The sequence below is a fragment of the Chryseobacterium sp. P1-3 genome, assembly GCF_000738495.1.
Lineage (GTDB): Bacteria > Bacteroidota > Bacteroidia > Flavobacteriales > Weeksellaceae > Chryseobacterium > Chryseobacterium gallinarum.
On record NZ_JPEQ01000004.1, the window covers coordinates 154673 to 178977 of the forward strand.

23 protein-coding genes, 1 other RNA gene and 4 pseudogenes are annotated in these 24305 nt (G+C 33.6%); 15 read left to right on the forward strand and 13 right to left on the reverse strand.

What is annotated here, in order from left to right; genetic code table 11:
- The first annotated feature begins 7 nt into the window (after nt 1–7).
- On the forward strand, nt 8–550 hold the full coding sequence (rimM, locus tag HX13_RS03470; RefSeq protein WP_050019919.1) for a ribosome maturation factor RimM: 543 nt from the start codon (nt 8–10) through the stop codon (nt 548–550).
- A gap of 1123 nt (nt 551–1673) precedes the next feature.
- On the opposite strand, the gene HX13_RS03480 is transcribed toward rimM, so the two are convergent.
- From HX13_RS03480 to HX13_RS03495, 9 genes are all read right to left on the reverse strand, one after another.
- Entirely contained in the window at nt 1674–2525 is an 852-nt protein-coding gene (locus HX13_RS03480; protein WP_238555008.1) for a thiopeptide-type bacteriocin biosynthesis protein, read from the reverse strand.
- A gap of 86 nt (nt 2526–2611) precedes the next feature.
- Nucleotides 2612–2896, reverse strand: a complete 285-nt coding sequence (locus HX13_RS23305) for a lantibiotic dehydratase (protein WP_316931255.1) — start codon at nt 2894–2896, stop codon at nt 2612–2614.
- Nucleotides 2874–3260: a lantibiotic dehydratase gene (locus HX13_RS23310; RefSeq protein ID WP_316931256.1), complete on the reverse strand. Its 387-nt coding sequence runs from the start codon at nt 3258–3260 to the stop codon at nt 2874–2876. The genes HX13_RS23305 and HX13_RS23310 overlap by 23 nt, the downstream gene beginning before the upstream one ends.
- Complete coding sequence (locus HX13_RS23315; RefSeq protein WP_316931258.1) at nt 3214–3504, reverse strand: lantibiotic dehydratase; 291 nt, start codon at nt 3502–3504, stop codon at nt 3214–3216. The genes HX13_RS23310 and HX13_RS23315 overlap by 47 nt, the downstream gene beginning before the upstream one ends.
- Complete coding sequence (locus tag HX13_RS23320) at nt 3464–4246, reverse strand: lantibiotic dehydratase (protein ID WP_238555009.1); 783 nt, start codon at nt 4244–4246, stop codon at nt 3464–3466. Before HX13_RS23320 ends, HX13_RS23315 begins: the two co-directional genes overlap by 41 nt.
- 34 nt (nt 4247–4280) lie before the next feature.
- On the reverse strand, nt 4281–4760 hold the full coding sequence (locus tag HX13_RS23325) for a lantibiotic dehydratase (protein ID WP_238555010.1): 480 nt from the start codon (nt 4758–4760) through the stop codon (nt 4281–4283).
- Nucleotides 4761–5990, reverse strand: a complete 1230-nt coding sequence (locus HX13_RS21830) for a prolyl oligopeptidase family serine peptidase (RefSeq protein WP_128572173.1) — start codon at nt 5988–5990, stop codon at nt 4761–4763.
- Nucleotides 5962–6957: a hypothetical protein gene (locus tag HX13_RS21835; RefSeq protein WP_128572174.1), complete on the reverse strand. Its 996-nt coding sequence runs from the start codon at nt 6955–6957 to the stop codon at nt 5962–5964. Before HX13_RS21835 ends, HX13_RS21830 begins: the two co-directional genes overlap by 29 nt.
- 7 nt (nt 6958–6964) lie before the next feature.
- Nucleotides 6965–7150 carry a hypothetical protein gene (locus HX13_RS03495; RefSeq protein WP_050019922.1) on the reverse strand — a complete coding sequence of 62 codons (186 nt, stop codon included), beginning with the start codon at nt 7148–7150 and terminating at the stop codon, nt 6965–6967.
- A gap of 207 nt (nt 7151–7357) precedes the next feature.
- On the opposite strand from HX13_RS03495, the gene HX13_RS03500 reads away from it, so the two are divergent.
- The 13 genes and pseudogenes from HX13_RS03500 to rpoN all read left to right on the forward strand — a co-directional run bounded on the left by HX13_RS03500 (nt 7358) and on the right by rpoN (nt 19678).
- A complete protein-coding gene (locus HX13_RS03500) occupies nt 7358–7558 on the forward strand; it encodes a hypothetical protein (protein WP_128572175.1) in 201 nt (66 codons plus the stop codon).
- 222 nt (nt 7559–7780) lie between these two features.
- The gene (locus tag HX13_RS03505; RefSeq protein WP_050019924.1) at nt 7781–8575 is read left to right on the forward strand and encodes a hypothetical protein; all 795 of its coding nucleotides are present in this window, start codon (nt 7781–7783) and stop codon (nt 8573–8575) included.
- Between the two features lie 9 nt (nt 8576–8584).
- Nucleotides 8585–9106, forward strand: coding sequence for a helix-turn-helix domain-containing protein (locus tag HX13_RS03510; protein ID WP_050019925.1), 522 nt, complete (start codon nt 8585–8587; stop codon nt 9104–9106).
- Nucleotides 9107–9355: 249 nt separating this feature from the next.
- Nucleotides 9356–9526: a hypothetical protein gene (locus tag HX13_RS22385; RefSeq protein ID WP_157837401.1), complete on the forward strand. Its 171-nt coding sequence runs from the start codon at nt 9356–9358 to the stop codon at nt 9524–9526.
- Nucleotides 9527–9564: 38 nt separating this feature from the next.
- Entirely contained in the window at nt 9565–9735 is a 171-nt protein-coding gene (locus HX13_RS22390; RefSeq protein WP_157837402.1) for a hypothetical protein, read from the forward strand.
- Nucleotides 9736–9904: 169 nt separating this feature from the next.
- Complete coding sequence (locus tag HX13_RS03520; RefSeq protein WP_128572176.1) at nt 9905–10213, forward strand: hypothetical protein; 309 nt, start codon at nt 9905–9907, stop codon at nt 10211–10213.
- Complete coding sequence (locus HX13_RS03525) at nt 10173–10493, forward strand: hypothetical protein (protein WP_128572177.1); 321 nt, start codon at nt 10173–10175, stop codon at nt 10491–10493. Before HX13_RS03520 ends, HX13_RS03525 begins: the two co-directional genes overlap by 41 nt.
- Before the next feature lie 238 nt (nt 10494–10731).
- Nucleotides 10732–11682: a hypothetical protein gene (locus HX13_RS03530; RefSeq protein ID WP_050019929.1), complete on the forward strand. Its 951-nt coding sequence runs from the start codon at nt 10732–10734 to the stop codon at nt 11680–11682.
- A 145-nt stretch (nt 11683–11827) separates the two neighbouring features.
- Nucleotides 11828–12676, forward strand: a complete 849-nt coding sequence (locus tag HX13_RS03535) for a hypothetical protein (RefSeq protein ID WP_050019930.1) — start codon at nt 11828–11830, stop codon at nt 12674–12676.
- A gap of 198 nt (nt 12677–12874) precedes the next feature.
- Nucleotides 12875–15081, forward strand: a pseudogene (locus HX13_RS03540) (peptidase domain-containing ABC transporter).
- Nucleotides 15071–16288, forward strand: a complete 1218-nt coding sequence (locus HX13_RS03545) for an HlyD family secretion protein (RefSeq protein WP_238555011.1) — start codon at nt 15071–15073, stop codon at nt 16286–16288. The pseudogene HX13_RS03540 and the gene HX13_RS03545 overlap by 11 nt, the downstream one beginning before the upstream one ends.
- A 317-nt stretch (nt 16289–16605) precedes the next feature.
- A pseudogene (gene asnS / locus HX13_RS03550) lies at nt 16606–18055 on the forward strand (asparagine--tRNA ligase).
- Nucleotides 18056–18214: 159 nt separating this feature from the next.
- A complete protein-coding gene (rpoN, locus tag HX13_RS03555; protein WP_050019931.1) occupies nt 18215–19678 on the forward strand; it encodes an RNA polymerase factor sigma-54 in 1464 nt (487 codons plus the stop codon).
- Between the two features lie 94 nt (nt 19679–19772).
- On the opposite strand, the pseudogene HX13_RS03560 reads toward rpoN, so the two are convergent.
- From HX13_RS03560 to HX13_RS03570, 3 genes and pseudogenes are all read right to left on the reverse strand, one after another.
- Nucleotides 19773–21396: pseudogene (locus tag HX13_RS03560) on the reverse strand (AMP-binding protein).
- Between the two features lie 59 nt (nt 21397–21455).
- Nucleotides 21456–22130, reverse strand: coding sequence for a hypothetical protein (locus HX13_RS03565; protein WP_050019932.1), 675 nt, complete (start codon nt 22128–22130; stop codon nt 21456–21458).
- Nucleotides 22123–22615 (reverse strand): annotated as a pseudogene (locus HX13_RS03570) (RNA polymerase sigma factor). Before HX13_RS03570 ends, HX13_RS03565 begins: the two are co-directional and overlap by 8 nt.
- Nucleotides 22616–22842: 227 nt before the next feature.
- Between HX13_RS03570 and rnpB the strand changes: the two are divergent.
- An RNA gene (gene rnpB, locus HX13_RS06825) (RNase P RNA component class A) lies at nt 22843–23167 on the forward strand.
- Between the two features lie 63 nt (nt 23168–23230).
- Here rnpB and HX13_RS03580 read toward each other — a convergent pair.
- Complete coding sequence (locus tag HX13_RS03580) at nt 23231–24103, reverse strand: polyphosphate kinase 2 family protein (protein WP_050019934.1); 873 nt, start codon at nt 24101–24103, stop codon at nt 23231–23233.
- Nucleotides 24104–24305: the final 202 nt, after the last annotated feature.

Consider the following 24305-nt stretch of genomic DNA (forward strand, 5'->3'; position numbering starts at 1 on the left):
CCTTGTTATGCGTAAAGAAGATTGCTATTTTTTAGGTAAAATCACACGCAGACATGGACTTGCGGGTAATGTGATCCTTAAACTGGATACCGACCAACCCGAGCTTTACAATAAACTGGAATCAATATTCGTTGAAATCAACGGATTATTGGTTCCATTTTTTATTGAAAGATCATCATGGAGCAAACTAGATGCTCTGAATATTGCATTCAAAAATTCCTCTGAAGCAATGGTAGACCAGGTTTTAGGTAAAAGCGTTTACCTACCTCTCTCTACATTGCCTAAACTTTCAGGAAAACAATTCTACTACCACGAGATTATAGGGTATAATATCCTTGATGAAAATAATAATGACTGTGGTGTTATCCGATCTGTAAACGATCAAACTGCTCAAAATTATTTCATTCTGGGATTTGAAGGCAGGGAAATTGTTATTCCATTGATCAAAGACTGGATTCTGGAAGTCAACAGGGAAGAACGATTCATTAAAATGCAGCTGCCGGAAGGCCTGATGGACGTATTCCTGGTTCCATCTAAAAAAGACGAATAATTGTCTTCTTGCTCTGCTAACTTTTGACTTAGTTCTTCAATCTGTATATATCCTTATTAATTAAAGAGCACCTTCTTTTTCCGGTTTCCGAATTCATTCAATGGTTTTGAATTTTTTTGACCTGGTGCTTAAAATAGCTTAGGAAATCTTCTCGTTATATATCGGAACAAAAAAGAGTATTATTGCTTACTTTTAAACAAAATATTGTTGTTTAAAATGACACAATCATTACTATATAATATTGTAAAATTTTTTCTTCAGTTCTTTTTTTTAACAATCCCATTTTATAGTAAAAGGAATTATCCTGTGAGAATATGATGTCCCACGCTGTCATCACGGATAGAATATTAAGGAAACAAAAATAATGGAAAAAACCGATTTTCTTTAAATAAATTGGAATAACTGAGGGGGAATACTGCTTTAATGATGCTGATTTTCTTACTTTGATATCAATTGAAAATTTAAATGTATAATTATATAATGTGTTTATTATTAATATTTTGTGTTTTGTTGAGTGAAAAATATACATCTATAAATTTATGAATCTATAGAACATTCATTTGCAGATGTCTTCTTCTTACTGCATCTTTGCTTCAAGGTAGAAACACAAAAATTTATCATCTTGTTGTAGGTGGACTATACTAAGAAGAGGAAGTAATTAATGTTCAGCAAAAAAGAAAAATATGAAAGCAATTATTTAAAAAAGTTAGGTATAAAATGTATTGATCATTAAAAATCATAATCGAGTAAAGGAGAAAAAATTGAAACCATTAGAAAGGTCTGTGGAAATATTCATATGATGATTGAATAAGACAAAACTAAAATTTGAAATTATCACTTAAAAACTAATAACTATTTCCATACATCAGAAATGATGAAACCTAAGAATAAGTAAATCTATTCTTTCTTAAAGTGATAAAAGCAATATGTTGAGTGCAGATCAAAACGGATTTTTCAAAATTCAGAAAAAGTATATAGAGCCATAGAATTATACCTTAAATGAAGAGTAAGGGATAGAATAAGAAGGTAATTTTCTGAAAAAAGTACAATACTTAGATAAGTGATTTAAATGCAGTATAACAATCAGGTTATGCTGCATTTTTGTAATATTGTCAGTATTATTTTATGCGGAAGTTTTATCATCCACGGATGAAAATGCCAGCGATTTATAATATCTAAATAAATAATCATATATTATCATCTCAAACAATCTTTGATTTGAAATAAACATTCTGTTGATATTCATATGAAATATACTTTGAAATAAATTCTTTAAAGGTATATTTAGCGATTGATTTTCATTGTGATGGATGATGTGCTGCAAAGCATGAGCGGATTCTTCAATATAAGAAATAATTGTATTTCTTTCTTCTGAAAAATCTTCTGACTGAATAAAATCTAAAAATATGGGTTTAAAATTCCTGTATTTTTTATCTAATTGTGAATTAAGATGTTTATCTGCTCTGAATTCTTTTTTGAAATGAATATTGAAATCCTTAATCCAGGACAATTTTTCCTGTACAGAGAAATGAATTTTATTGAAGATTTGATCAATATAGAACATCGTGATCATAATTTTTTCTTCATCGTTATACGAGAGGCACTCTAATGTAAATTCACTATTAATGCAGAATAATGTTTCTACATCCTCAATGGTATTTTGTCCATATCTCTCTATTTCTCTCTGATAAGAGTCTATTAAAATATTTGAGATTTCCCCACTGTCTACATACTGCTGTAATGCTGTCTTGGTTTTATCAAACACCTCATTGTTGTTGATTTCAAATCTTATCCTTAGGTGAGGGTTAGGGTCATTGTACCGAACGAAAAACCATTTTGAAATAGACTGTTGTTGACGAAAATATTCTGTTAAAGGCTGTATCACTTCTTCCAGAATGATATCAGCCGTTTTTACTCCTGTATAAATTTTAAGATATAACCATTTATCTCCGGGAGCGAATTTTCTCTCTATCATGATTTTCTGTTCTTATATTTCGGTCATTATACATTGAAAAAATAAACTGATGCATAAAATCATTATTTTCATTATAGAGAAACTCTTCAATGACTATTGTGTTCAGTTTTTTTAATCGTATCGATAAAGATTTTTACCAGATCGTAATTTTCAAGATTAATGGTAAGTTTATTATCAGATTGTACCCATTGTATCCATTGCGGGATTTGTCTTTTACGTCTCCAGTTTCTTATTTCCGATAATAACTTTTCCTTATTTTCTGCTTCATAATGTTTGAATATAGAAGATTGAGCCATCTCTTTTTCTGTAATTTTCCAGGATGCTTTTGAGAGGACTATATTTTTATATTCAACGCGTGGTAAAAAATTGATATATTTTTTTCAGATCTCCCCAGTCAAAATAAAGATTTGATCTTATGTTTTGGGAATGCAGATCACATAAAAAATGATAGGCAGGTAAAGGGTTAGAGGAGTAATTGTGAGAGTTTGTTAAATAAGGCTTAACTTCTTTGTTGAGCTTTTTAGACCTTAAAATAATTTTATCATTTAGTAAAGAGATGTATAAATCCTCCAAAGGGATCTGATTTTCTTCAGGTAAAACAGACTGTGCGAGAAAAGGGATTTCATATCGGCGTAGTGTAGGTCTTCTGATTACATTTCCTATTCTTGCTTCCGGTAAATGAATAACTTCAGCTAATATATAGTCTGTATTGAGCTTTTCTTCTTTTTTTGTAATTTTTTTTTGTTAAGTTTTGTACTTCCGACTTTTCTGAGCAAAATCTGGCTAAAAGATTGGCAGCACTGCTTCCAAGTCCGCCATTTAAAAAAAGTTTTTCCTGATTGTTTTCTGAAATAATTTCAGCTACAAAAGAGATGGTATCTGGAAGATCATCCCAGCTTTCTTTAAAATCTTCAAGATCATCATGGCATAATTCTATTTTATGCGCATTGTCTAATAAAGCTTCCTGAATTTTTTTTATTTAAAATCTGCTGAAACGGATTAAGTTCAATCTTGAGATTATTTTTTTCCTGAGCTAAAAAAGGTTCTATATCTTCAAGATAAGGATGTAATCCTTTGGCGGGAATATCTTGTCTGTAGCCAATTCCTATTTCGGTATCTAGAACATAAGCTAAAGAAACTTCTTGTTTTTCAAATCTTTTGTGGAAGGCATTCTTAAACCTTTCCAGATAAGTATCCTGTTGATATAAAGAGATTTTATTTAAAAAGCTGATTGCTTCTTTTAATTGTTTTTTCCAATATGATGCTAAAGAGAATCTATCTTTAAAGTAGAGGTCGGTTTGAAACAGATATTTTTGATCGTATTCGGCGTTGAATGATCGTATGGATTTTTCAATTTCAGAATATAAAGAAAAGGAATTTCCGATTTTTCGGTCTGCTTTAGTCAGGTTATTTTTTATAGAAATGAGAGTTGCTGCTTCATCAGTTGCTTCTATTCGGTTCAAGATACTGATAATATGATCCAAAAAGTCATGGCCTGAAACAACAGGTTCCAGTTCACTTACCAGAATCTGGTGGTCTATAAGTTCTTCAATAAAGTCCCTTGCTTCTTTTTCCGTGATTTCTTCATTGACCAGGATTTCTGAAATTTGCTTTATGGTCTTACCCGATTTTGAAAAGCACAATATACTCTGTAACTCTTCAGAAAGGTGAGCCGAAGAAATAATATAGTCCCTCTTTCCATTGGTGTATTCATATTCCACATACCGGATTCTGTTTCTGATTTTATAGATGCTGTTATTGGGGGTAAAACAGCAAACGATTTCTTATTTTAGGTGTTTTAACGAAATGCCCCGATAAACTAAACAGGAAATGCATATCCAGTTTAGTATCCCTAATAAGATTGTTGCTGATAAGTTCATCTTTTTTTAAGAAAGAACCTGAAGATCCAAATTTCCCTAGTCCAACTTCAGTAAATAAGCCAAAAGGAATTGAGCGGGTGCTCATCCTGCTATAGTATTTTAATAAGCTGTTTTTAAGCTTTTGATTTTTATGGAGTAACAATTCTTTTTCTGAGCTGAGCCATTTATTAAGTTCCCCATGGAGATAAGGTGAGGCCAGATAGATTGCTTCCTGAAAAATAGGATCAGAGTAGATTGTTTTTAATTCGGTATTTAAGATCTCATCCTTACCTGTTATTTCCTGAAAGTCTTTTCGTGAAAACAATGGAGTACGGAAAACATACTCATCAAAAAACTGATAAGGAAAACGGGACATCTATTTTGCTGGATTTTTTTTAGGTTGATAATCCGGATGACCTAGCTGCCAAAACATAAATGCGAAGATATCTGATAAATTAGAATATCTTTGAGCTACAGGAATATCACCACCATGACCTCCTTCATAATCAATGTTTAAAAGGATAGGATTTTTGGAGACATTGTCAGCTAACAACTTAGCTGCAAACTTAGTAGACTGCCATGGAGAAACTCTCGGATCATTCATTCCGGCGCAAACTAACGTAGCAGGGTATTTTTTCCCTTTTTTAATATGCTGATAAGAATCCATTTCTAATAATCCCTTAAACTCTATTGAATCATTTGGATTGCCATATTCTTTGATACTGGTTGCCTGAATACCATTATTCTCAAATCGGGTTGTATTCAGTACTCCCGATTCTATTACTGCTGCTTTAAATAATTCAGGTCTTTCCGTTATTGCCCTTCCTATGGCAATTCCCCCGGCACTGGCTCCCCAGATAGCAATTTTTTCTGGTGAGGTAAACTTCCTGTCAATTAAATATTCAGCACTGGCAATCAAATCTTTCCAGGTATTAGGTTTTTTATTTTTTTTGCCGTCTATATGCCATTGAGCCCCTTTTTCTCCTCCTCCTCTTACATGTGGAACAGCGACGATACCTCCCTGGTTTACCCACAACAGATAGCTTTTTGCAAAGAAAGGTATTGCAGACTCTCCAAATGCACCATAACAGTCCATAAGTAATGGATTTTGTCCGTCTCGTTTACTGTTTTTATTGTAGATTAAAGAAAGTGGTACTTCTGTTCCATCATAAGATTTTATGGAAAGCTCTTCTACAATGATGTCTTTAAATTCCGGGAATTCTATAATTGGCAGAAGGTTTTCTTGTGTAAAGGTTCTGGTAGATAAATCATACTTAAATCGTTGCTCGTCATTTGCCCATCCTGAACAGCTTATCCATACATCAGAGAAATCCTTTCCTTTTGATTGCAAATCTATACTCCCAGATACATAGGGTAATTGGATTGGAACCTCTTTACCATTTCGATATAAATATAATTTAGCTTCTACCCCGTTTTTTGTGGTCACATAATAAATGCCATCTTTTGTAAGGACGTACTGATTGATAACCTCATCCTTTTTTTCAGGAACCAATACTTCAGGTTCCTTAAAGTTTCTATTGGTAAAATTGGTTTTACACAATTTGTAATTAGGAGAATTATATCCTGATAAAAAAGTAAATATCATTTCCTGATACTCTTATTGTAAATGCCTTACTATCTTTATCATACAGCAACTTCCAATCCTTTTTGTGCTGTAACAGGTCCTTTTTTTCAATATAAAATGCCTTTCTGAACTTTTCTGCATCCACAAGGATTCCTATATAATACTGATCTTCCGGATTGAAAGTTAATATAGCAGGATATTCGGTTTTACTGATGTTTAAATCGGGATTGTTGGTGCTTGAAAATACATCATGCAGTACTTTAGGGTCTTCTCCTATCTTATAAAGGATAGCCTGCGTATTTTTTCTGAAATCCGGTGATTGTAAGTCAACAACCGGATAATAAACATAAAAAAAGCCATTATTGTCATCCAACCATTTAATACCACCAATATTGGCAGGGTTGGTATTGATAATAGTTTGCGGATAGATACTTTTTTTATCTACATTCATTACAATGACCTCCGACAGTTCTTTTCCTCCCTGAGTCAATGAAATAGCTACTTTGTTTCCATCCCAGCTTGGACTTACAAGGTTAATAACAAAGTCTTTTTTAGAAGCATCTGTCATTTTTTGGGAGGAAGTAAAATTTGCCGGATCAAAAATCAGAATTTCCTTTCCGGCAAATCCATTTCTATAGTAGACTTTTGCCGTTTTCTCTCCGACATTTCTTTTCAAATAAAAATATTTATTATTTCCGGTTATTTTTAGGTCGGATAAAGTATAGCCTTCTCTTTTATCAAACTCTAACCTTTTATTTAAATAATAGTTTCTATTAGGTATTGCGTTTAATACAGAGATGGTGAAATCAGATTGAGATTTCATCCAGCTTATTACTTTAGGGTCTTGTAGATTTTCTAAGTTTCTGTAATCATCAATTATTTTTATACCAAAATGATTATCTGTAACAGGAACTGGCTGAAATAAATTGTTGGATTGGGCACCTAAAAATACACTCGAAAAAATAGTAATAAATATTTTATATTGCATGTAAAGACTATTTAGTTTTAGGTCTTGGTTGACCTATTCCGTCATCAATGCCAAGACTTCCATCGTCACCATTTGCACAGCCATCCAGATTTTGTCTACCATGGCCACCGTGTATTTTGTGAAGATTATGAATTTTTGCCATTTGTAACTTTTTCAAAGATAATTTTTTTTCAGGGAAATTTTTATTTTTCATTTTCGAAATAATTTAAATTAGTTCACAAAGAAAATAATATTATCTCGATTTTATAAGAAACATATTAATGAATTCATGAATTTACCGATAGTTTTCTTGATTTAAAGTACTTAATTTCAATATGTTGTATTTAAAATATTTTATTTTTACCTATACCTTATTTTTTTAGTAAATAAACAATATTTTTGTAAAAAAATGTGGGGCAAAATGTTGAAAATAAAATTGTTTCTCCTATTTAGCATTGTATGCAATTTCTTATATGCACAAACAAAGAATATTGAGGATATCGAAAAAGGTATTTCAAAAAATTACACCTATGAGGAATTGGAAAATGAATTCTATGATGGTAGAACAGGAGATGTTAACAGTAAAATAAGTATAGCAAAATACTATCTTAAAAAAAGCTAAAGCTGAAAAAAATAATACTCAAATTGCGGAAGGGTATGTAATGTCACATTATGATGAAACTTTTCCGAACGCATTAAAGTATCTTGATAGCTTACAGGCTATCACAAAAAAATTCCAGGGAAAATTATTACCCTGCCAGAACTTACTTATTAAGAGGAAACTTATATTTTAAGGCTGATAACCTTCAGGCAGCACTAAATAATTATGTGCTCGGGTTAAAATATGCAAAAGCAAAAGAAAATAAAAAGACAGATTGCCATTGCAGAGATTAGTATTGCCTATTTAAATAATTTTATCGGAAAGCATACAGAAACAGCCAAAACTCTTAAACATTATTTGTACAATGTTGATTATCTTGATGAAGGTGAGCGTGAACATCTTAAATTAAATTTAGCAGATGCCTATATAGAAATTAATAATATGGATTCTGCCTATGCATTAATACAGGACGGTCTGATTTCTTCTAAAAAAAATAAAGATATTTACAGGTATCATCAAAATCTTGGGCTACTTGGATTTTATAATTTAAAGTTAAAGAAATATAATATTGCAGTAGAAGACCTGTTACAGTGTAAAAATTATTTTTTTGCAACGAAGGATCAAAGTAAGAGAAATCAAAATTATACGCTCTTAAATCTGGGAAAGGCTTATGCAGGGTTAGAGAATAAAGCTAAAGCAATAGAAAATTTCACTAAAATTGACTCTTTGGTTCTTAAAACAAATTATGTTTTTCCTGAACTTAGAGAAGTCTATACCTACCTCATTGATTATTATAAGGAGGCAAAAGATAAAGAGAAGCAATTATATTTTGTTGAGAGGTTTTTAAAGGTTGATCATATATTGGATTCTCAATTCAGATATATATCCAGGGAGCTACCAAGACGATATGACACGCCTAAACTACTTCAGGAAAAAGAGCTCATTACAGATGAGCTTAAAAAAGAAAAGAACGTTCTTTTATATTGCTCTGGGTTTTCTGATAGTAGTTCTTTTATTGTTTATCAATTTTTATTTTAAGTATAAAAAATGCTGATAAAAAATACAGAAAAAATTGCTCAGGATCTGATTCAGTCTGTGCATGAACATAAGCTTGAAAGTGAGACTGAGATAAAAAAAGAGGAATTACCGGATGATCTTTTACCACAAAATATAGCAATCACGGAAGAGAAAACCAGTAAGACTATTTCTGAAGATATTGTTCAGACCATATTAAAAGAGCTTGACACATTCGAACGTAAAGAGCAGTTTTTAACCAAAGGGATTACTTTGAGCAGTCTTGCAAAGAAACTAAAGACGAATTCTAAATATTTATCAGAGGTTATTAATACGTACAAAGAGAAAAATTTTGCTGCTTATCTCAATGATCTTCGCATTGATTATGCGATCAGCAGATTGGCAACAGATCGAAAATTTCGCTCATATAAAATACCTTTTATCGCAGAAGAGTTAGGGTATAATAATGAACAGGCATTTACGATGGCTTTCAAAAGAAGGACCGGAACTCCGCTTTCTATTTATCTTAAAGAAATTGAAAAATTAGCTAATTGATATTTTAATCAGCTGATTTTCATTTGTTTGTTTTTATGGATTCATGGATTTATAAATATAATTTCATGAATCTATAAAGTATTCGTTTGTATAGTCATTCACCTTGCTGCATCTTTGTTCCAGGTAAAAACACAAAATTTATGTTTTTGTATGTGTACAGTACAAAAAGTAAATATAAAAACTGCTGATCAGCAATCCCATGTCAGGGCTTATATGACAAGAATATGTATTAAACTAATAAATTCAGAAATGACAAACAGATTAGAAAAGTTCAAAGGACATGAGTTAACTAAAAATCAATATGCTCAGGTTCATGGTTCGAGATCAAAAAGTGTTCAGATGCTTGATATGGGAGGACCAATGTGTGCAGAAGTTACTACCATTGACAGAAATAATGGTACCATTGTTCAAAAAAATTAGATACGTAGAAAGCAACGGAAATTAAAAAAACATTAATTATGGAAAAATTAAAGCAAAATCAATTAAATTCACTGGCAATGTCTAAAGTAGTGGGAGCCAGATCTAAAACTGTAGTACAAGGCACTGCTGATGATGGTACTTGCCTTTCTATTACTTATATTGATAATAATGACGGTTCTCTTCGTAAGATAAAGGTACAAGAGTGCTAAAAAATAGCTGTTGAAATGAAAAAAAATAATCTTATTTTTCTGTACCCTTAGTGTAGGGTTGCTGTATTCTCAAAAAAATACTTCTGATGATTTTACATGTTCTCCTTACTATGGGAATTTCAACAGCGCTAAACTTAAATATCATCAAGGATCAACAGACTTTGTACTTTTGGATTCTTTAATTCAGAAGGCGTTGTCAACAAACAGCAAACCATTGTCTGTTGATCTCTTTTTTTCATTGAAAGTGTATGCGAAAAATTGTAGAGAAGATCATTTTGTAGCTGTTTCTGAAATGCTGCTGAAAAACGGATTGAATATTAATACTATTCTGAATGAAGTACCTTCCTGCATTAGTAAGAACGGGATCAAAGAAAAGCTGAAAAATATTATTCCTTATAATAAGGACAATGCCATTGCAAAGCTGCTTAATGAAATACATGATGATGATAAAAAAATCGCAATCTGTACTCACGAGTAATAAGAAAAGAGAAGAAATCAATAATAAGAATTATACTAAGCTTATTGGTATTATTAATCAGGTAAAAAAATGGCCCGGAATTTCGGTAAGTGGTCAGGACCTAAATATATATCACGTGGATATATCTTATGATTTTACACAAGCATTGCTTCACTTTAATCAGAATCAAATTGAAACTTTAATGCCTTACTTAAAAGAGGCTATAAAGAATCAGGAGCTTAGTCCATACCATTTTGCAAGAATCTATGATTATTATTATATCAAAAAAGACTACGGATGAGTCATTAAAAGAGGCTCTTAAAAAAAAATCCGAAAGACCTGTTAGGAAACTCGAAACAACAACTACCGGGTATTATTTCCAAACAATTTTATGGAATTTATAAAAGTAATGACCGCAAAGAAATTTATCCAGCTGTTATTGATCCGGATAAACTGAAAGAAAGGCGGGAAAAAATATGTATGATTGGCGATGATTTAGAACTAGATTAAAATCATCTGCCGTAAAAAGCTAAACACAGATGGTTCTAATCTTTAATCCTGAAAATAATTTTACCAATTACAAACTTTTTGATTTATTTATAGCTCACCATATTTGTTTTGAAGTTATAGATCCCACAAAGATTTATTCTATTTCAATAGAACAGAATCACGAAAGTCCTACCGTTTTGATTATAAATGAAAAAAGGATTTTTTTAGATTCAATCAGTTGTATATTCTCTTCATCCTCCAACCTTAATTTATGCATGGACTTTGATGATTCTGATTTTAAAGAATTCAGCAAAGAAGAAGTGTTATTGTTCTTAAATTCAGAATGGCGCAAAATAAATGAATTTATCGCTTTTATATTACAAAAAATACCTCATTTATCTATTCCATACGATAATGAAAATAAGCTGAAAACAAATGAAATAGCAAAAAAAATAGGGTTTAGGATACCTGATTCAATTATTACAACTCATAAAAGAGATATTGAAAAATATTTCTCTGAGAGGGCTCAGAAAACCTTTGTAGCAAAACGTGTCAATGATTTTTTATCGGGGACAACTCAAAAGGGTGAATATTTTCAACACGAAAGTATTGTTCTGAGCGATAAAAGTATGGATTACTTCCAGGAGGTTTTATTCCCTTCTACATCACAAGTGCTTGTTGACTATATAATTGAGGTTCGCAGTGTATATATTGATGGGGGTATCTTTTCTGTAGCCAGACATCTGAAAAGCTCTGATGTTGATATGCCGTTTGTTCTGGATACATCTATTCAATCAAAAATCATAGTACTTATGAGGGAATTGGGGCTTACGTTTGGTTCTATAGATCTGCTTATTGATGATTCCAATAACTATTATTTTTTAGAAATTAACCCTCATGGCCAATATGATATCATCGAGGTTCTAGGGGACTTTGATGTTTACAACAAAATATTTGAATTTATTTATGAAAGAGAAAAGTCTGCTCTTTGCAACAGTTAAAAAAGTATCAAACTCTAAAAAATAATGAGGAAACAGAAAAAAATACTCATTAAACAAAAAAAAAATTACTGTGAAAAAAATATGGAAACCAGTCTGTGCTTCCATTAAACTATCATAAAAATATCTCTCAAATAATAGATCTGTAATGAAATACTTTTTAAGAGCTGATGTAATACCCTGTAAAGGATTTACCAGAACAGCTTTAATTGATATCGTCAATTCCGAAGTTTCTTTTTTAGATAATAGCCATTATGATACTGTACACCAATTGTATAATATGGGGGTAGAGCTGATGGATGAAAATTTGTTATCCCTTTTACAAGCAGACAATTATGTAATAAAGGCGGAAAATATAGATCATTTTCCAAGAATTTCATTAAAAAAAACAGAATCTGTATTTTCAATAGACAATTGTATTATAGATTATAATAACCATTCTACATATAATGTTGTTCATATATTGCAGCAACTGGACGATCTTAACTGCAAATATGTCCAACTAAGATATTTCGATTATTCTGATGAAATTTATAAAGTAGTTGATTATTTGAATGAAACAAAAAGTTTCATTCAGAATGTCGAAATTATCATTAAAAAGACTCATAACCATTTCCAGAAACTGGAAAAATTATTTCATGAAAACCTGAGAATAAATAAACTTATTCTTTTTAAAAGTGAGAATACAGGAGTATTAAGTTTAAGTCAAGGGCGGATTTTCATTGAAGTTCAGGATGATATAGCTGATTGTAAATCCTGCGGGATAATATCAACAAACGGTTTTTTCATTAATAAGTATCATGTTAAAGAGGCAAATAATTTTAATACTTGCTTGGCAAAAAAAATAAGTATTGATGTGACAGGAAATATTAAGAATTGTCCTTCTATGCCAGAATCCTTTGGATGTATTGAAGATACCACCTTAAAACAAGCGCTGGGTAAGGCTTCTTTTAAAAAAATACTGGAATCTTACAAAAGATCAAGTAACGATCTGTAAAGATTGTGAATTCAGGTACATTTGTACAGACTGCAGAGCATATACAGAACGTAGCCATTTTAATGATGAAGGACTGGATATCTCAAAACCATTAAAATGTGGATACAATCCCTATTCGGGGGAATGGGAGGAATGGAGCCAAAATCCATTGAAACAAGGAGCTGTTGAATATTACGGAATGCAGAGGCTGAGAAAGATATGAAGCTTAGAAAAACTTTTCCCTTTTATCGTCAACCGGGAGCCAAAGACTGTGGACCTACCTGTCTTCGAATCATTTCAAAATTTTATGGTAAAAATATACCTTTACAAAAGATCCGTAATCTTTCAGAAACGAATCGTGAAGGAAGTTCTCTGCTGGGTTTAAGTGAAGCCTCAGAAAAGATAGGTTTTCGATCTATTGGAGTTCAGATAAATTTCAATATTCTGATCGAAGAAGCTCCATTGCCATGTATTGTCCACTGGGAGAATGAACATTTTGTAGTTGTCTATAAAATAGATAAAAAGACAGATCGGATTTATATTTCAGATCCCAGCTATGGACTGATTAATTATACGAAGGAAGAATTTATCAAATCGTGGATTGGTGAAAATGCCAATGAAGAAACAAAAGAAGGAATTGCCCTCATCTTAGAAACGACACCCGAATTTTTTCAATCAGAATTTGATGAGAAAGAAAGCAAAGCCAGTTTTTCTTTCCTGTCCAGGTATTTATTAAAATACAGGTTGCTTGTGATACAGCTTGCATTAGGGCTCTTGGCAGGAAGTTTACTATCTCTGATTTTTCCTTTTCTTACTCAAAGTATTGTGGATGTAGGAATTCAAAATCAGGATATTCATTTTATCTATTTGGTCCTGCTTGCCCAGGTTATGCTTTTTATAGGAAAGATGGGGATAGAGATGATCCGGAGCTGGATTTTACTTCATCTTTCAGCACGAATTAATATTTCCATTATTTCTGATTTCTTTATCAAGCTCATGAAACTTCCTATCAGTTTTTTTTGATACAAGAATGACCGGAGATATTATGCAGAGGATAGAAGACCATCACAGAATAGAACAGCTGCTGACGAATTCTTCGCTTAACACCTTGTTTTCTTTGGTTAATCTTGTAATTTTCAGTATCGTCCTTTTATTTTACGATTATCGTTTATTTCTTGTTTATATCATCGGTTCAGTTCTTTATATTGGGTGGATTACCTTTTTTTTTAAAGAAAAGAAAAGAGCTCGATTATAAAAGATTTTCGCAGGTTTCTGAAGAGCAGAGCAAAGTGATCGAGCTTATCAATGGAATGCAGGAAATTAAAATGCATAATGCTGAAAAGCAAAAACGCTGGGATTGGGAATTCTTACAGATAAAATTATTTAAAATCCGGATAAAGTCTCTATCATTGGAACAATGGCAATCTGTGGGAGGAAATTTTATTAATCAGATAAAGGATATTGTTGTAAGTTTTCTTTCTGCAAAACTGGTACTTAGCGGTAATCTGACTTTGGGAATGATGCTATCTGTACAGTATATTATTGGCCAGCTTAACGCACCATTGCTGCAACTGATCGACTTTATTAAACAAACTCAGGATGCTAAAATATCACTTGAACGATTAGGTGAAATCCATGATAAAGAGGATGAAGAGAAAAAAGATGAGGATTATATCTCCGAAATTCCCCAAAAAGATATTGAAATTCAGAATCTGTCATTTAGATATGTAGGATCTGACTCTTATATATTCGAAGATTTAAATCTATCAATTCCTTATCACAAGACAACTGCGATTGTAGGAGCCAGCGGAAGTGGTAAAACTACACTTCTAAAGCTCTTAATGAAGTTTTATGATCCTAACGAAGGTGAAATTAAAATAGGGAATACCAATCTGAAAAATATTTCACCACGTGCGTGGAGAAATCATTGTGGTGTAGTAATGCAGGAAGGGTATGTATTTAATGATACGGTGGCCAATAATATTGCTGTGGGGGAAGATTATGTGGATAAAACCAAATTACGAAAAGCAGTAGAAATTGCTAATATTAAAGATTTTATTGAAAGTTTACCTTTAAGTTATAATACAAAAATAGGGAATGAAGGAATAGGAGTAAGCGGAGGGCAAAAACAGAGAATGTTTATTGCAAGAGCTGTATATAAATCTCCGGAAGTCATTTTATTTGATGAGGCAACATCTGCTCTTGATGCCAACAATGAAAAAGTAATCATGGAAAATCTGGAACAGTTCTTTAAAGGAAAAACAGCGATTGTCATTGCTCATAGATTATCTACGGTAAAACATGCGGACAAAATTGTTGTCCTGGATCATGGAGAAGTGGTGGAAGAGGGTAATCATGCACAATTAGTGGCCTTGAAAGGCGAATACTACCGACTTGTAAAAAATCAATTGGAACTTGGAAACTAAAAAAGATATATTAGATGATCTGGAACTCCGTTCTGAAAATGTTCAGGATGTTCTTTCGCAGCCACCACATTGGATGATCCGCTGGGGAAATACAGTTATATTTATTATCCTGCTGCTTATTTTAGCAATGAGTTATCTCATTAAGTATCCCGAGTTTGTACCGGCACCCATTATTGTAACATCTCAGAATCCACCAGAAAAGCTGGAGGCTAGGGAAAATACCAAAATTGAAAAAATTTTTGTTAAAGATCATCAAAAGGTGCAAAAAGGACAAAAACTAATGGTTTTGCAATCCGCGGCGAACTATCAGGATATATTGAAATTACAGGAAATAATTGACTCTTATACTGCTACTAGTATGAATTCTTTTCCTATCAATGAAACCTCTCATTTTAAATTGGGTGAATTGCAGGGGGATTATAATAGTTTCGCAAAAGCTCTTCAGGATGAAAAATTATTTATAAAATTGCAACCGTATCAACCAGAGAATATTGCTGCTGATCAGAATATTGCTGAATACAGAAAAAGAATAAATACCCTTAAACAGCAGAAAAGCCTTGAGCTTTCGAAGTATGAACTGGCTAAAAAGAACTATGGACGATTTCAGGACCTATTTAATCAGGGAGTAATTTCAGCAATGGAACTTGAAAATGAAAAAATAAAGTTTTTACAGGCTCAACAGAATCTGCAGAATATTAATATTTCTTTATCCCAAACAGAAGAAGGAATCTCTAATTCTAATAAGGCCAAAAGCGGAACGTCCATCAATACAGAAAAAGATAAGATTAATTATTCTTCGCAAACATTGCAGCTATTTGAACAATTAAGAAAATCCTTACGAAAATGGGAGCAGAGCTATTTAATCACTTCATCTACGGATGGGATCGTAAGCTTTCAGAAATTTTTTGGAGAAAATCAGTTTGTAAAAACCGGAGAGGCCATATTATCTGTTTTACCTGATGATAAACAGGCATTAGTGGGGAGAATGTCTATTCCTTCCGTTAATTCAGGGAAAGTAAATGTAAACCAAAAAGTATTGATTAAGCTTGATAACTATCGTTTTCAGGAATATGGCATTGTGGAAGGGAAGGTCCTTCATGTTTCTTTAATTCCAAATGCTGATGACAAAGGAAATTATTCTTATTATGTGGACGTTATCCTTCCTAAAGGACTGAAAACAACTTATAATAAAAAATTTACCTTTTGATAAGGAGCTAAGGGGGAACGCTGAAATTGTTACTCAGGATTTGAGATTGATTGAACGATTTTTTTTATCAGATAAGAAAATTACTGGGCTATCAGACTTAAATGCGGTATATAAAAAAATGGTTTAACCATCATTTTACCTATACCTAAATAGACGAAGATAGCTTTGCAGCTCAAAGATATATATTGAGAATAATAATCTGATTGTTTAAATACCAGATAAATGATTTTTTAAAGACGGCACAACCATGAAGTTGCGCTGTTTTTTTGTAACTTTGCCAACATTAATTTTTATATAAAAAAATTTATCATCAACAAATGAAAAAGCAAACGATCAAAGAAATCCTGAAGGATTACAAGAAAGTATTACATCATGACATTACAGTTTACGGATGGGTAAGAACCTTCCGTGCTAATCGCTTTATTGCACTTAATGATGGTTCTACGATTAATAATTTGCAGATAGTTGTTGATTTCGAAAATTTTTGATGAAGAACTTATCAAAAAAATCAGTACGGCTTCTTCCCTTAAAGTAGTAGGTGAAGTAGTGGAAAGCCAGGGAGCAGGTCAATCTGTAGAGATTATTGCTAAAAAGATTATCATTTTAGGGGATAACTTTACCGACGATCTTCAAAGTACCATTCTTCAGCCTAAAAAACATAGCCTGGAAAAACTTCGTGAGCAGGCCCACTTAAGATTCAGAACCAACTTATTCGGTGCTGTTTTCAGAGTGCGCCACGCTGTTAGTTTTGCCGTTCATTCATTCTTTAACCAAAACCAGTTTTTCTATATCAATACGCCGGTAATCACGGGGGCTGATGCGGAAGGAGCTGGAGAAATGTTTGGAGTAACCAATTTTGATCTGAACAATATGCCAAGAACGGAAGATGGCGGAATTGATTTTACACAGGATTTCTTTGGAAGAAAGACCAACCTTACGGTTTCAGGTCAGCTTGAGGGAGAAACAGCAGCCATGGGATTGGGAAGAATTTATACTTTCGGACCTACCTTCCGTGCTGAAAATTCAAACACAACGAGACATCTTGCCGAGTTCTGGATGATTGAACCGGAGGTTGCCTTCAATAACCTGGAAGATAACATCGACCTTGCCGAAGATTTCTTAAAATATGTGATCCAGTATGTATTGGATAATTGTAAAGACGACCTTGAGTTCCTGGATAAACGTTTTGCAGAAGAGCAGAAAACAAAGCCTGAAAAAGAAAGAGCAAAAGAAGGTCTTATTGAAAAGCTTCAGAATGTTGTAGCTAAGCGTTTCAAGCGTGTAAGTTATACAGAAGCCATTGAGATTTTATTAAATTCAAAAGAAAATAAAAAAGGAAAATTCGCTTATCCGGTGGAGGCCTGGGGAGCAGATCTTCAGTCTGAGCATGAAAGATATCTGGTTGAAAAGCACTTTGAAAGCCCGGTAGTATTATTTGACTATCCGAAGGAAATCAAGGCTTTTTATATGAAACTGAATGATGACAACAAAACCGTTGCCGCAATGGATGTTTTATTCCCGGGTATCGGTGAGATTATCGGAGGATCTGAAAGAGAGGCCAGATTAGATGTATTGAAACAGAAAATGGCAGATATGCATGTAGATGAGCATGAGCTTTGGTGGTATCTTGATACCAGAAAATTCGGTTCTGTACCTCATGCAGGCTTTGGATTAGGATTAGAAAGACTTGTTCTTTTTGTAACGGGAATGACTAATATCAGAGATGTAATTCCTTTCCCAAGAACACCGAAAAGCGCTGAATTCTAGAACAATAAAAAAAGCCTTAATGAGAAATTAAGGCTTTTTTTATTCTTTAATAGTTTATTATGTTGAGATGTATAATGCAAAAATCATGCTAAATATACTTTTTATCAAATAAATTTATTAAATTCGTAGAATATGTTATGTTAAAACGCAAATACGAATATGCTTAAACAACACTTACAACTCAAATTAGGACAAAAGCTGGCCCCTCAGCAGATCCAGTTGATGAAGCTTATCCAGCTTCATACTCTTGAATTTGAAGAGGAGTTGGAGAGAGAGTTAGAAGAAAACCCTGCTTTGGAAATTGTAAAGGAGGATTCTAAAGAAGATGATTTTTCTTCTCTGGAAGACGCTTATCAGGATGAGGGTACAGAAAGCATCGAAACAGATTTTGACGTCAATGAGTATCTCTATGACGATGAACCAAGCTATAAAACTGCATCCAGCAACTATTCTCCGGACGATGAGGAATTTGATAATGAAAGCCTTTTAACAGAAGGACAGTCGTTATATGATTATTTAATGGAACAAATCCATCTTGTCAATATCAATGATGAAGACCTGAAGATTGCGGAATATCTTATTGGAAACCTGGATACCGACGGTTATCTGAGAAGGGAAATCAAATCTATTGTTGATGATCTCGCTTTCTCACAAGGAATCTATACTACCAAAGAAAAAGTAGAGGATGTCCTCGAAAACTATGTTCAGAAGTTGGATCCGCCTGGTGTAGGTGCCAGAGGCCTTCAGGAGTGTTTATTGTTACAGATAGAGAAGAAGGTAAGTTCGGACAAAGCAGTGTCCCTGGCAGCTAATATTCTGAGAAACCAGTTTGAAGCTCTTACCAATAAGCATTATAATAAAATCATCCAGAAATATGATATCGAAGAGGATGACCTGAAAGATGCACTGGATGAAATTTCAAAATTATCCCCGAAAGTAGGAGGAAACTTTGATACACAAACCATTACTATCAATCAGGAAATCATCCCGGATTTTGTAATCCAGGTGAAAGACGGACAGGTAATTCCTATGCTTAACAGCAAAAATGCACCTACTTTAAGAGTATCTGAAGAGTATAAAGATATTCTTACTACTTATTCGCATGATAAGAATTCATCTGAACATAAACAGGCTGCATTGTTTATTAAGCAGAAGCTGGACGCTGCCAAATGGTATATTGATGCTATTAACCAGCGTCAGAATACCTTGCTGCAAACCATTACGGCAATTGTCAAATTCCAGAAAGATTATTTCATCACAGGAGACGAAAAATCCCTGAAGCCGATGATTTTAAAGGATATCGCAGATATTACGGGATTTGATATTTCTACGATCTCAAGGGTAGTGAAAAGCAAATATGCCGATACTCCTAACGGAATCATATACCTTAAAGATTTATTCTCAGATAGTCTGACTAATGATGATGGAGAAGAAGTTTCCACAAAAGAGATTAAAACCCATCTTCAGGAAGTGATCAACAAAGAGAATAAGAGAAAACCGCTGACAGATGATGCGCTGGTGGTGATCTTAAAAGAACAAGGCTATAATATTGCCAGAAGAACAATTGCGAAATATCGTGAACAGCTCAATATCCCCGTAGCTAGATTAAGAAAAGAACTTTAATAATAAAAAAGCATTTCAAACCGAAATGCTTTTTGTTTTTTTACTTTGTTTAAAAGTGAAGTTGCTTTTAATACTCTTAACTTTAAGGATAAAATTAAGCCTTATGACTTTCCAGCCCTAATTCTCTTATGGAAATTTCCCGCATTTCAACCTTTCGTATCTTGCCGGAAATAGTCATTGGAAACTCGTCAACAAACTTCCAGTATTTTGGTATTTTATAATGGGCAATCCTGCCTTTACAGTATTCCAGCAGTTCCTCTTCAGTAATATTGAATCCTTTTCTTACTTTTACCCATGCCATCACTTCTTCACCAAATTTTTCACTGGGCACTCCAATGATCTGAACATCCAGAATATGAGTATAGGTATATAAGAAATCTTCAATTTCTTTAGGTGAAATGTTTTCGCCACCACGGATAATAAGATCTTTAATTCTGCCGGAAATGGTAATATATCCGTCTTTATCCATTACTGCCATATCTCCGGTATGCATCCATCGGGCATCATCCAGTACCTTTTTGGTATTTTCAGGATCATTCCAGTATTTAAGCATGACAGAATAGCCTCTTGTACAAAGCTCACCGTGTTCTCCACGGTTAACTATTCTTCCGTTTTCATCGATGATTTTTATCTCAAGATGATCCTGCACCGTTCCCACTGTACTGATTTGTTTTTCCAACGGGGTGCCGATCAGGGTTTGAGTAGAGACGGGAGATGTTTCCGTCATTCCATAACAGATACTCATTTCTTTAATATTCATCAGGTTTTCCACCTTTTTCATAATTTCAGGAGGACATACTGATCCTGCCATAACACCGGTTCTTAAGCTTGAAAAATCATAGGTTTCAAAATTTTTTTACTGCTAATTCTGCAATGAACATGGTAGGCACTCCGTACAGAGAGGTGCATTTTTCATCAGAAACAGTTTTCAATGTGATATCCGGATCAAAACTGTCATTAGGAATCACCATGCAGGCACCATGGGAAGTACAGCATATATTCCCGATGACCATTCCGAAGCAATGATAAAATGGTACAGGAATGCAGACCCTGTCTTTTTCCGTATATTTTAACCGTACCCCGATAAAATAACCATTATTCAAAATATTATGATGGGAGAGAGTGACTCCTTTGGGAAATCCTGTAGTTCCTGAAGTGTATTGGATATTAACGGGATCATCAAACTGAACATGTTCCTCAAAGCTGTGGAGGACTTCATCAGAAATATCCTGTCCTTTGTTGACAAATTCTTCCCAGTTGTCGTCGAAGAAAATTTCATGCTCAAGGGAAGGACATACTTCTTTGGCATATTCCACCATCTCTTTATAATTGCTGGTTTTAAAATGTAAAGCCGAAAAAATAAACCTGATTTCAGACTGGTTGATCACATAAGTAAGTTCGTGTGTCCTATAGGCCGGATTGATATTCACAAGAATGACACCTATCCTGGCAGTAGCATATTGTAAAAGTACCCACTCATATCGGTTTGAGGACCATATTCCGATACGATCCCCTGCCTTTGCTCCCAGGAATATCAATGCTTTTGAAACAGCGGTTGTCTGATTGTAAAATTCCTGATAGGTAGCTCTGTAGTTTTGATGTACACAAACCAGGGCTTCTTGATGGGGGTATTTTTCTACAGTATTTTTAAGGTTTTTTCCGATCGTTTGTCCTAACAATGGAACCTCGGATGCTCCATAGACATAAGATAAAGGCATAGTATAAGATTTGGTTAACTAAAATTAACAAATATATCTTTAACTACGAACAATATACATTAATTTTCCTGTGAATCAATCTCCTTAAGCTGTTTCAGATTTTTATCAAGCTTTTTAATAATACTGCCATAAACAAGTCTGTAATATAACCAGATCATGGATACAGCCAGCAAAGTACTGACAACAATACCAACAATAATAATGGTAAGATTGGAGTTGGTAGGCTGAATATTCTGAGAATTTAAAGTATAAAATATAAATGCTATCAATACAAAGGTAAACGTAAGAAGCAAAACGATACTGATCAGGATAAATGCATTCACTGTTTTTTTGAACTTGATGATTCTCGTAATGAATCCTTTCAGGTTTTCTTCAATTTTGATTTTACGATAATTCTGATAAAATTTCAGCACAAAATACGCTGTAATTAATAAACTCAGAATTTTTATTGCTAAATAAACATGGCCAAAATTACTTTCCACCTCAGGAGCCTCCTGCGCTCCCAGCCTTTCCAGCACATTTCGGAAACTGTCAGATTCTTCTTCCTGAAAGAAATAGAATAATCCCAGTACGGAAAAGAATAAAAATTCAACAACACTGATCCAGAAAATATATTTCACATAATTACGTGACTTCTTATTCAACATCTGAAGAATCTCACGGTTGTCATATTTCGGCTGGACAGGCTGCTCCTGCCATGTTTTCTTAAAGCTATCTAAATCAAATTCAGGCATATTTTTCCATCTGTTCTTTAAGGGTTTTCTTTAATCTGTTCATTTTTACACGTGCATTAACCTCAGTGATCCCAAGGTTTTCTGCAATATCCTTGTAAGGCAGATCGTCAAGATACATCATGACAATGGCTCTTTCTATATTGGGAAGAGTCTTGATTACAGTATATAAAAGTGATATTTGTTGTTGTTTTTCATCATCGTCTTCCACAAAATCTCTGTGGTTAATGTCCAGTTCATTCGTTGGAAGGCTTTTGCTTTTTTTTTCTGAAGAGGGTAATGGCAGTATTAAGTGCAACACGGTACATCCAGGTAGAAATTTTGGAATTTCCTTTAAAAGAATCATAGCTTCTCCAAAGCTGTAATACGATTTCCTGAAAAAGGTCCTCTTCATCTTCAAGAGAATTCGTATATAAGCGCGAAACTTTGATAATCAGACCCTGATTATCTTTGATAAGCTGCGCAAACTCTTTTTCTCTGGAATTCATAGAAATATAATGCACGAAGATAATAATAATGCGGTAATTGGTGAAGAATAATTATGGCAAAATAGTAAAATGGCGAAAAAGCTTAATGCTAAAGAAATTAAGCAAATTTTTTAAACATAAGAATCCATAAAAAGCTTTTAGTATCCGATCACTACAATTTATTTGATTTATTGTCTTTTTGTTCTTTCTTTTTTCCGCCTCTCCAAAATTCCGTATCTTTGCATCCGCGAGAAAGTCGGCCTGTTGATTTCCCGTTCTACGGGAGGTAGGAAAGTCCGGACACCATAGAGCAGCAAAGCGGATAACATCCGTCACCCGCGAGGGTAGGACAAGTGCAACAGAAAGCAGGTACAGTTCGGCTGTAGTGAAACCAGGTAAACTCTTTGCGGTGCAATGGTAAGTATATCGGTTCTTTTCAGTAATGGAAATAGGGGCGGCTCGTCCTGAAAGCCGAGGGGTAATCAGCTCAAGTCTTGCAGTAATGTAAGGCGTAGATAAATAACAGGCACTTCTTCGGAAGTACAGAATCCGGCTTATAGATTTTCTCGTGTTTTTAAGTTATTTAGAGATAAATATGATCAAAGCTTCCTGATTCGATTGGGAAGCTTTGATTATTTATTCATTTTCAAGAGTACTTTTAGCATCAATGAGGCCTTGCTTTTCTTTGTCGGAAAGTTGCGGATATTTCAGGTTCATTTTTTCCAGCGTATCTATAATGATCTGTATTGCTGCTACTCTGGCAAACCATTTATTGTCAGCAGGAAGTACATACCACGGAGCATAATCTTTGGCGGTTTCGTTGATTGCGGTCTCATAACAATCCATGTATTTGTCAAATAAAGCTCTTTCAGGAAGGTCTCCTGTAGAGAATTTCCAGTTTTTTTCCTGTTCGTTGATCCTGTCAAGAAGCCTTTTCTTTTGTTCATCCTTCGAGACATTCAGGAATATTTTAATAATAGTGGTCCCGTTTTGTGAAAGATGCTTTTCAAAATTTCGGATGCTCTCATACCGGTTTTCCCAGAATGTATTGTCAAAATCTTTTACAGAAGACCATGTTTTTTCACTTAAATTATATTCAGGGTGTACTTTGCAGACTAATACACTTTCATAATGGGAGCGGTTAAAGATTCCTATCATTCCTTTCTGTGGCAGTGCAAGGTAATGCCTCCATAAAAAATCGTGGGAATATTCTTTGGAGCTAGGTGTTTTAAAGCTGGTGACATTACATCCTTGTGGATTTACTCCGCCGAAAACATGTTCTATCATACTATCTTTTCCGGCTGCATCCATCGCCTGCAATACCACTAAAAGAGACTGGCTTCCGTCAGCATAAAGCTTCTCCTGCAATTCACGGAGTTTTTCCTTTTCCTTAATTAATAACTGAGCTCCTTCTTCCTTGGTAAGCTTTCCTTTATATGAGGTAGGTGTTTTTTTAAATTGAAAATTTTCCATTTTAATTTTAAAATCATCTGAGAAATTGGTGTCCATATGTTTTTTTATTTAAAGATAAAAGATAAAAAGATAAAAAAGATAAAAAGATAAAAAAGATAAAAAGATCTTATTGTTAAATAACTATTATCCATCCGGATATCAACATCAATAGGAGGGCTTCAGCCCAGCCCAATAATTATTTAAATATAACAAAAAACCGCCTCAATAGAGACGGTTCCTTTATTTTTTTTAGTAAAGA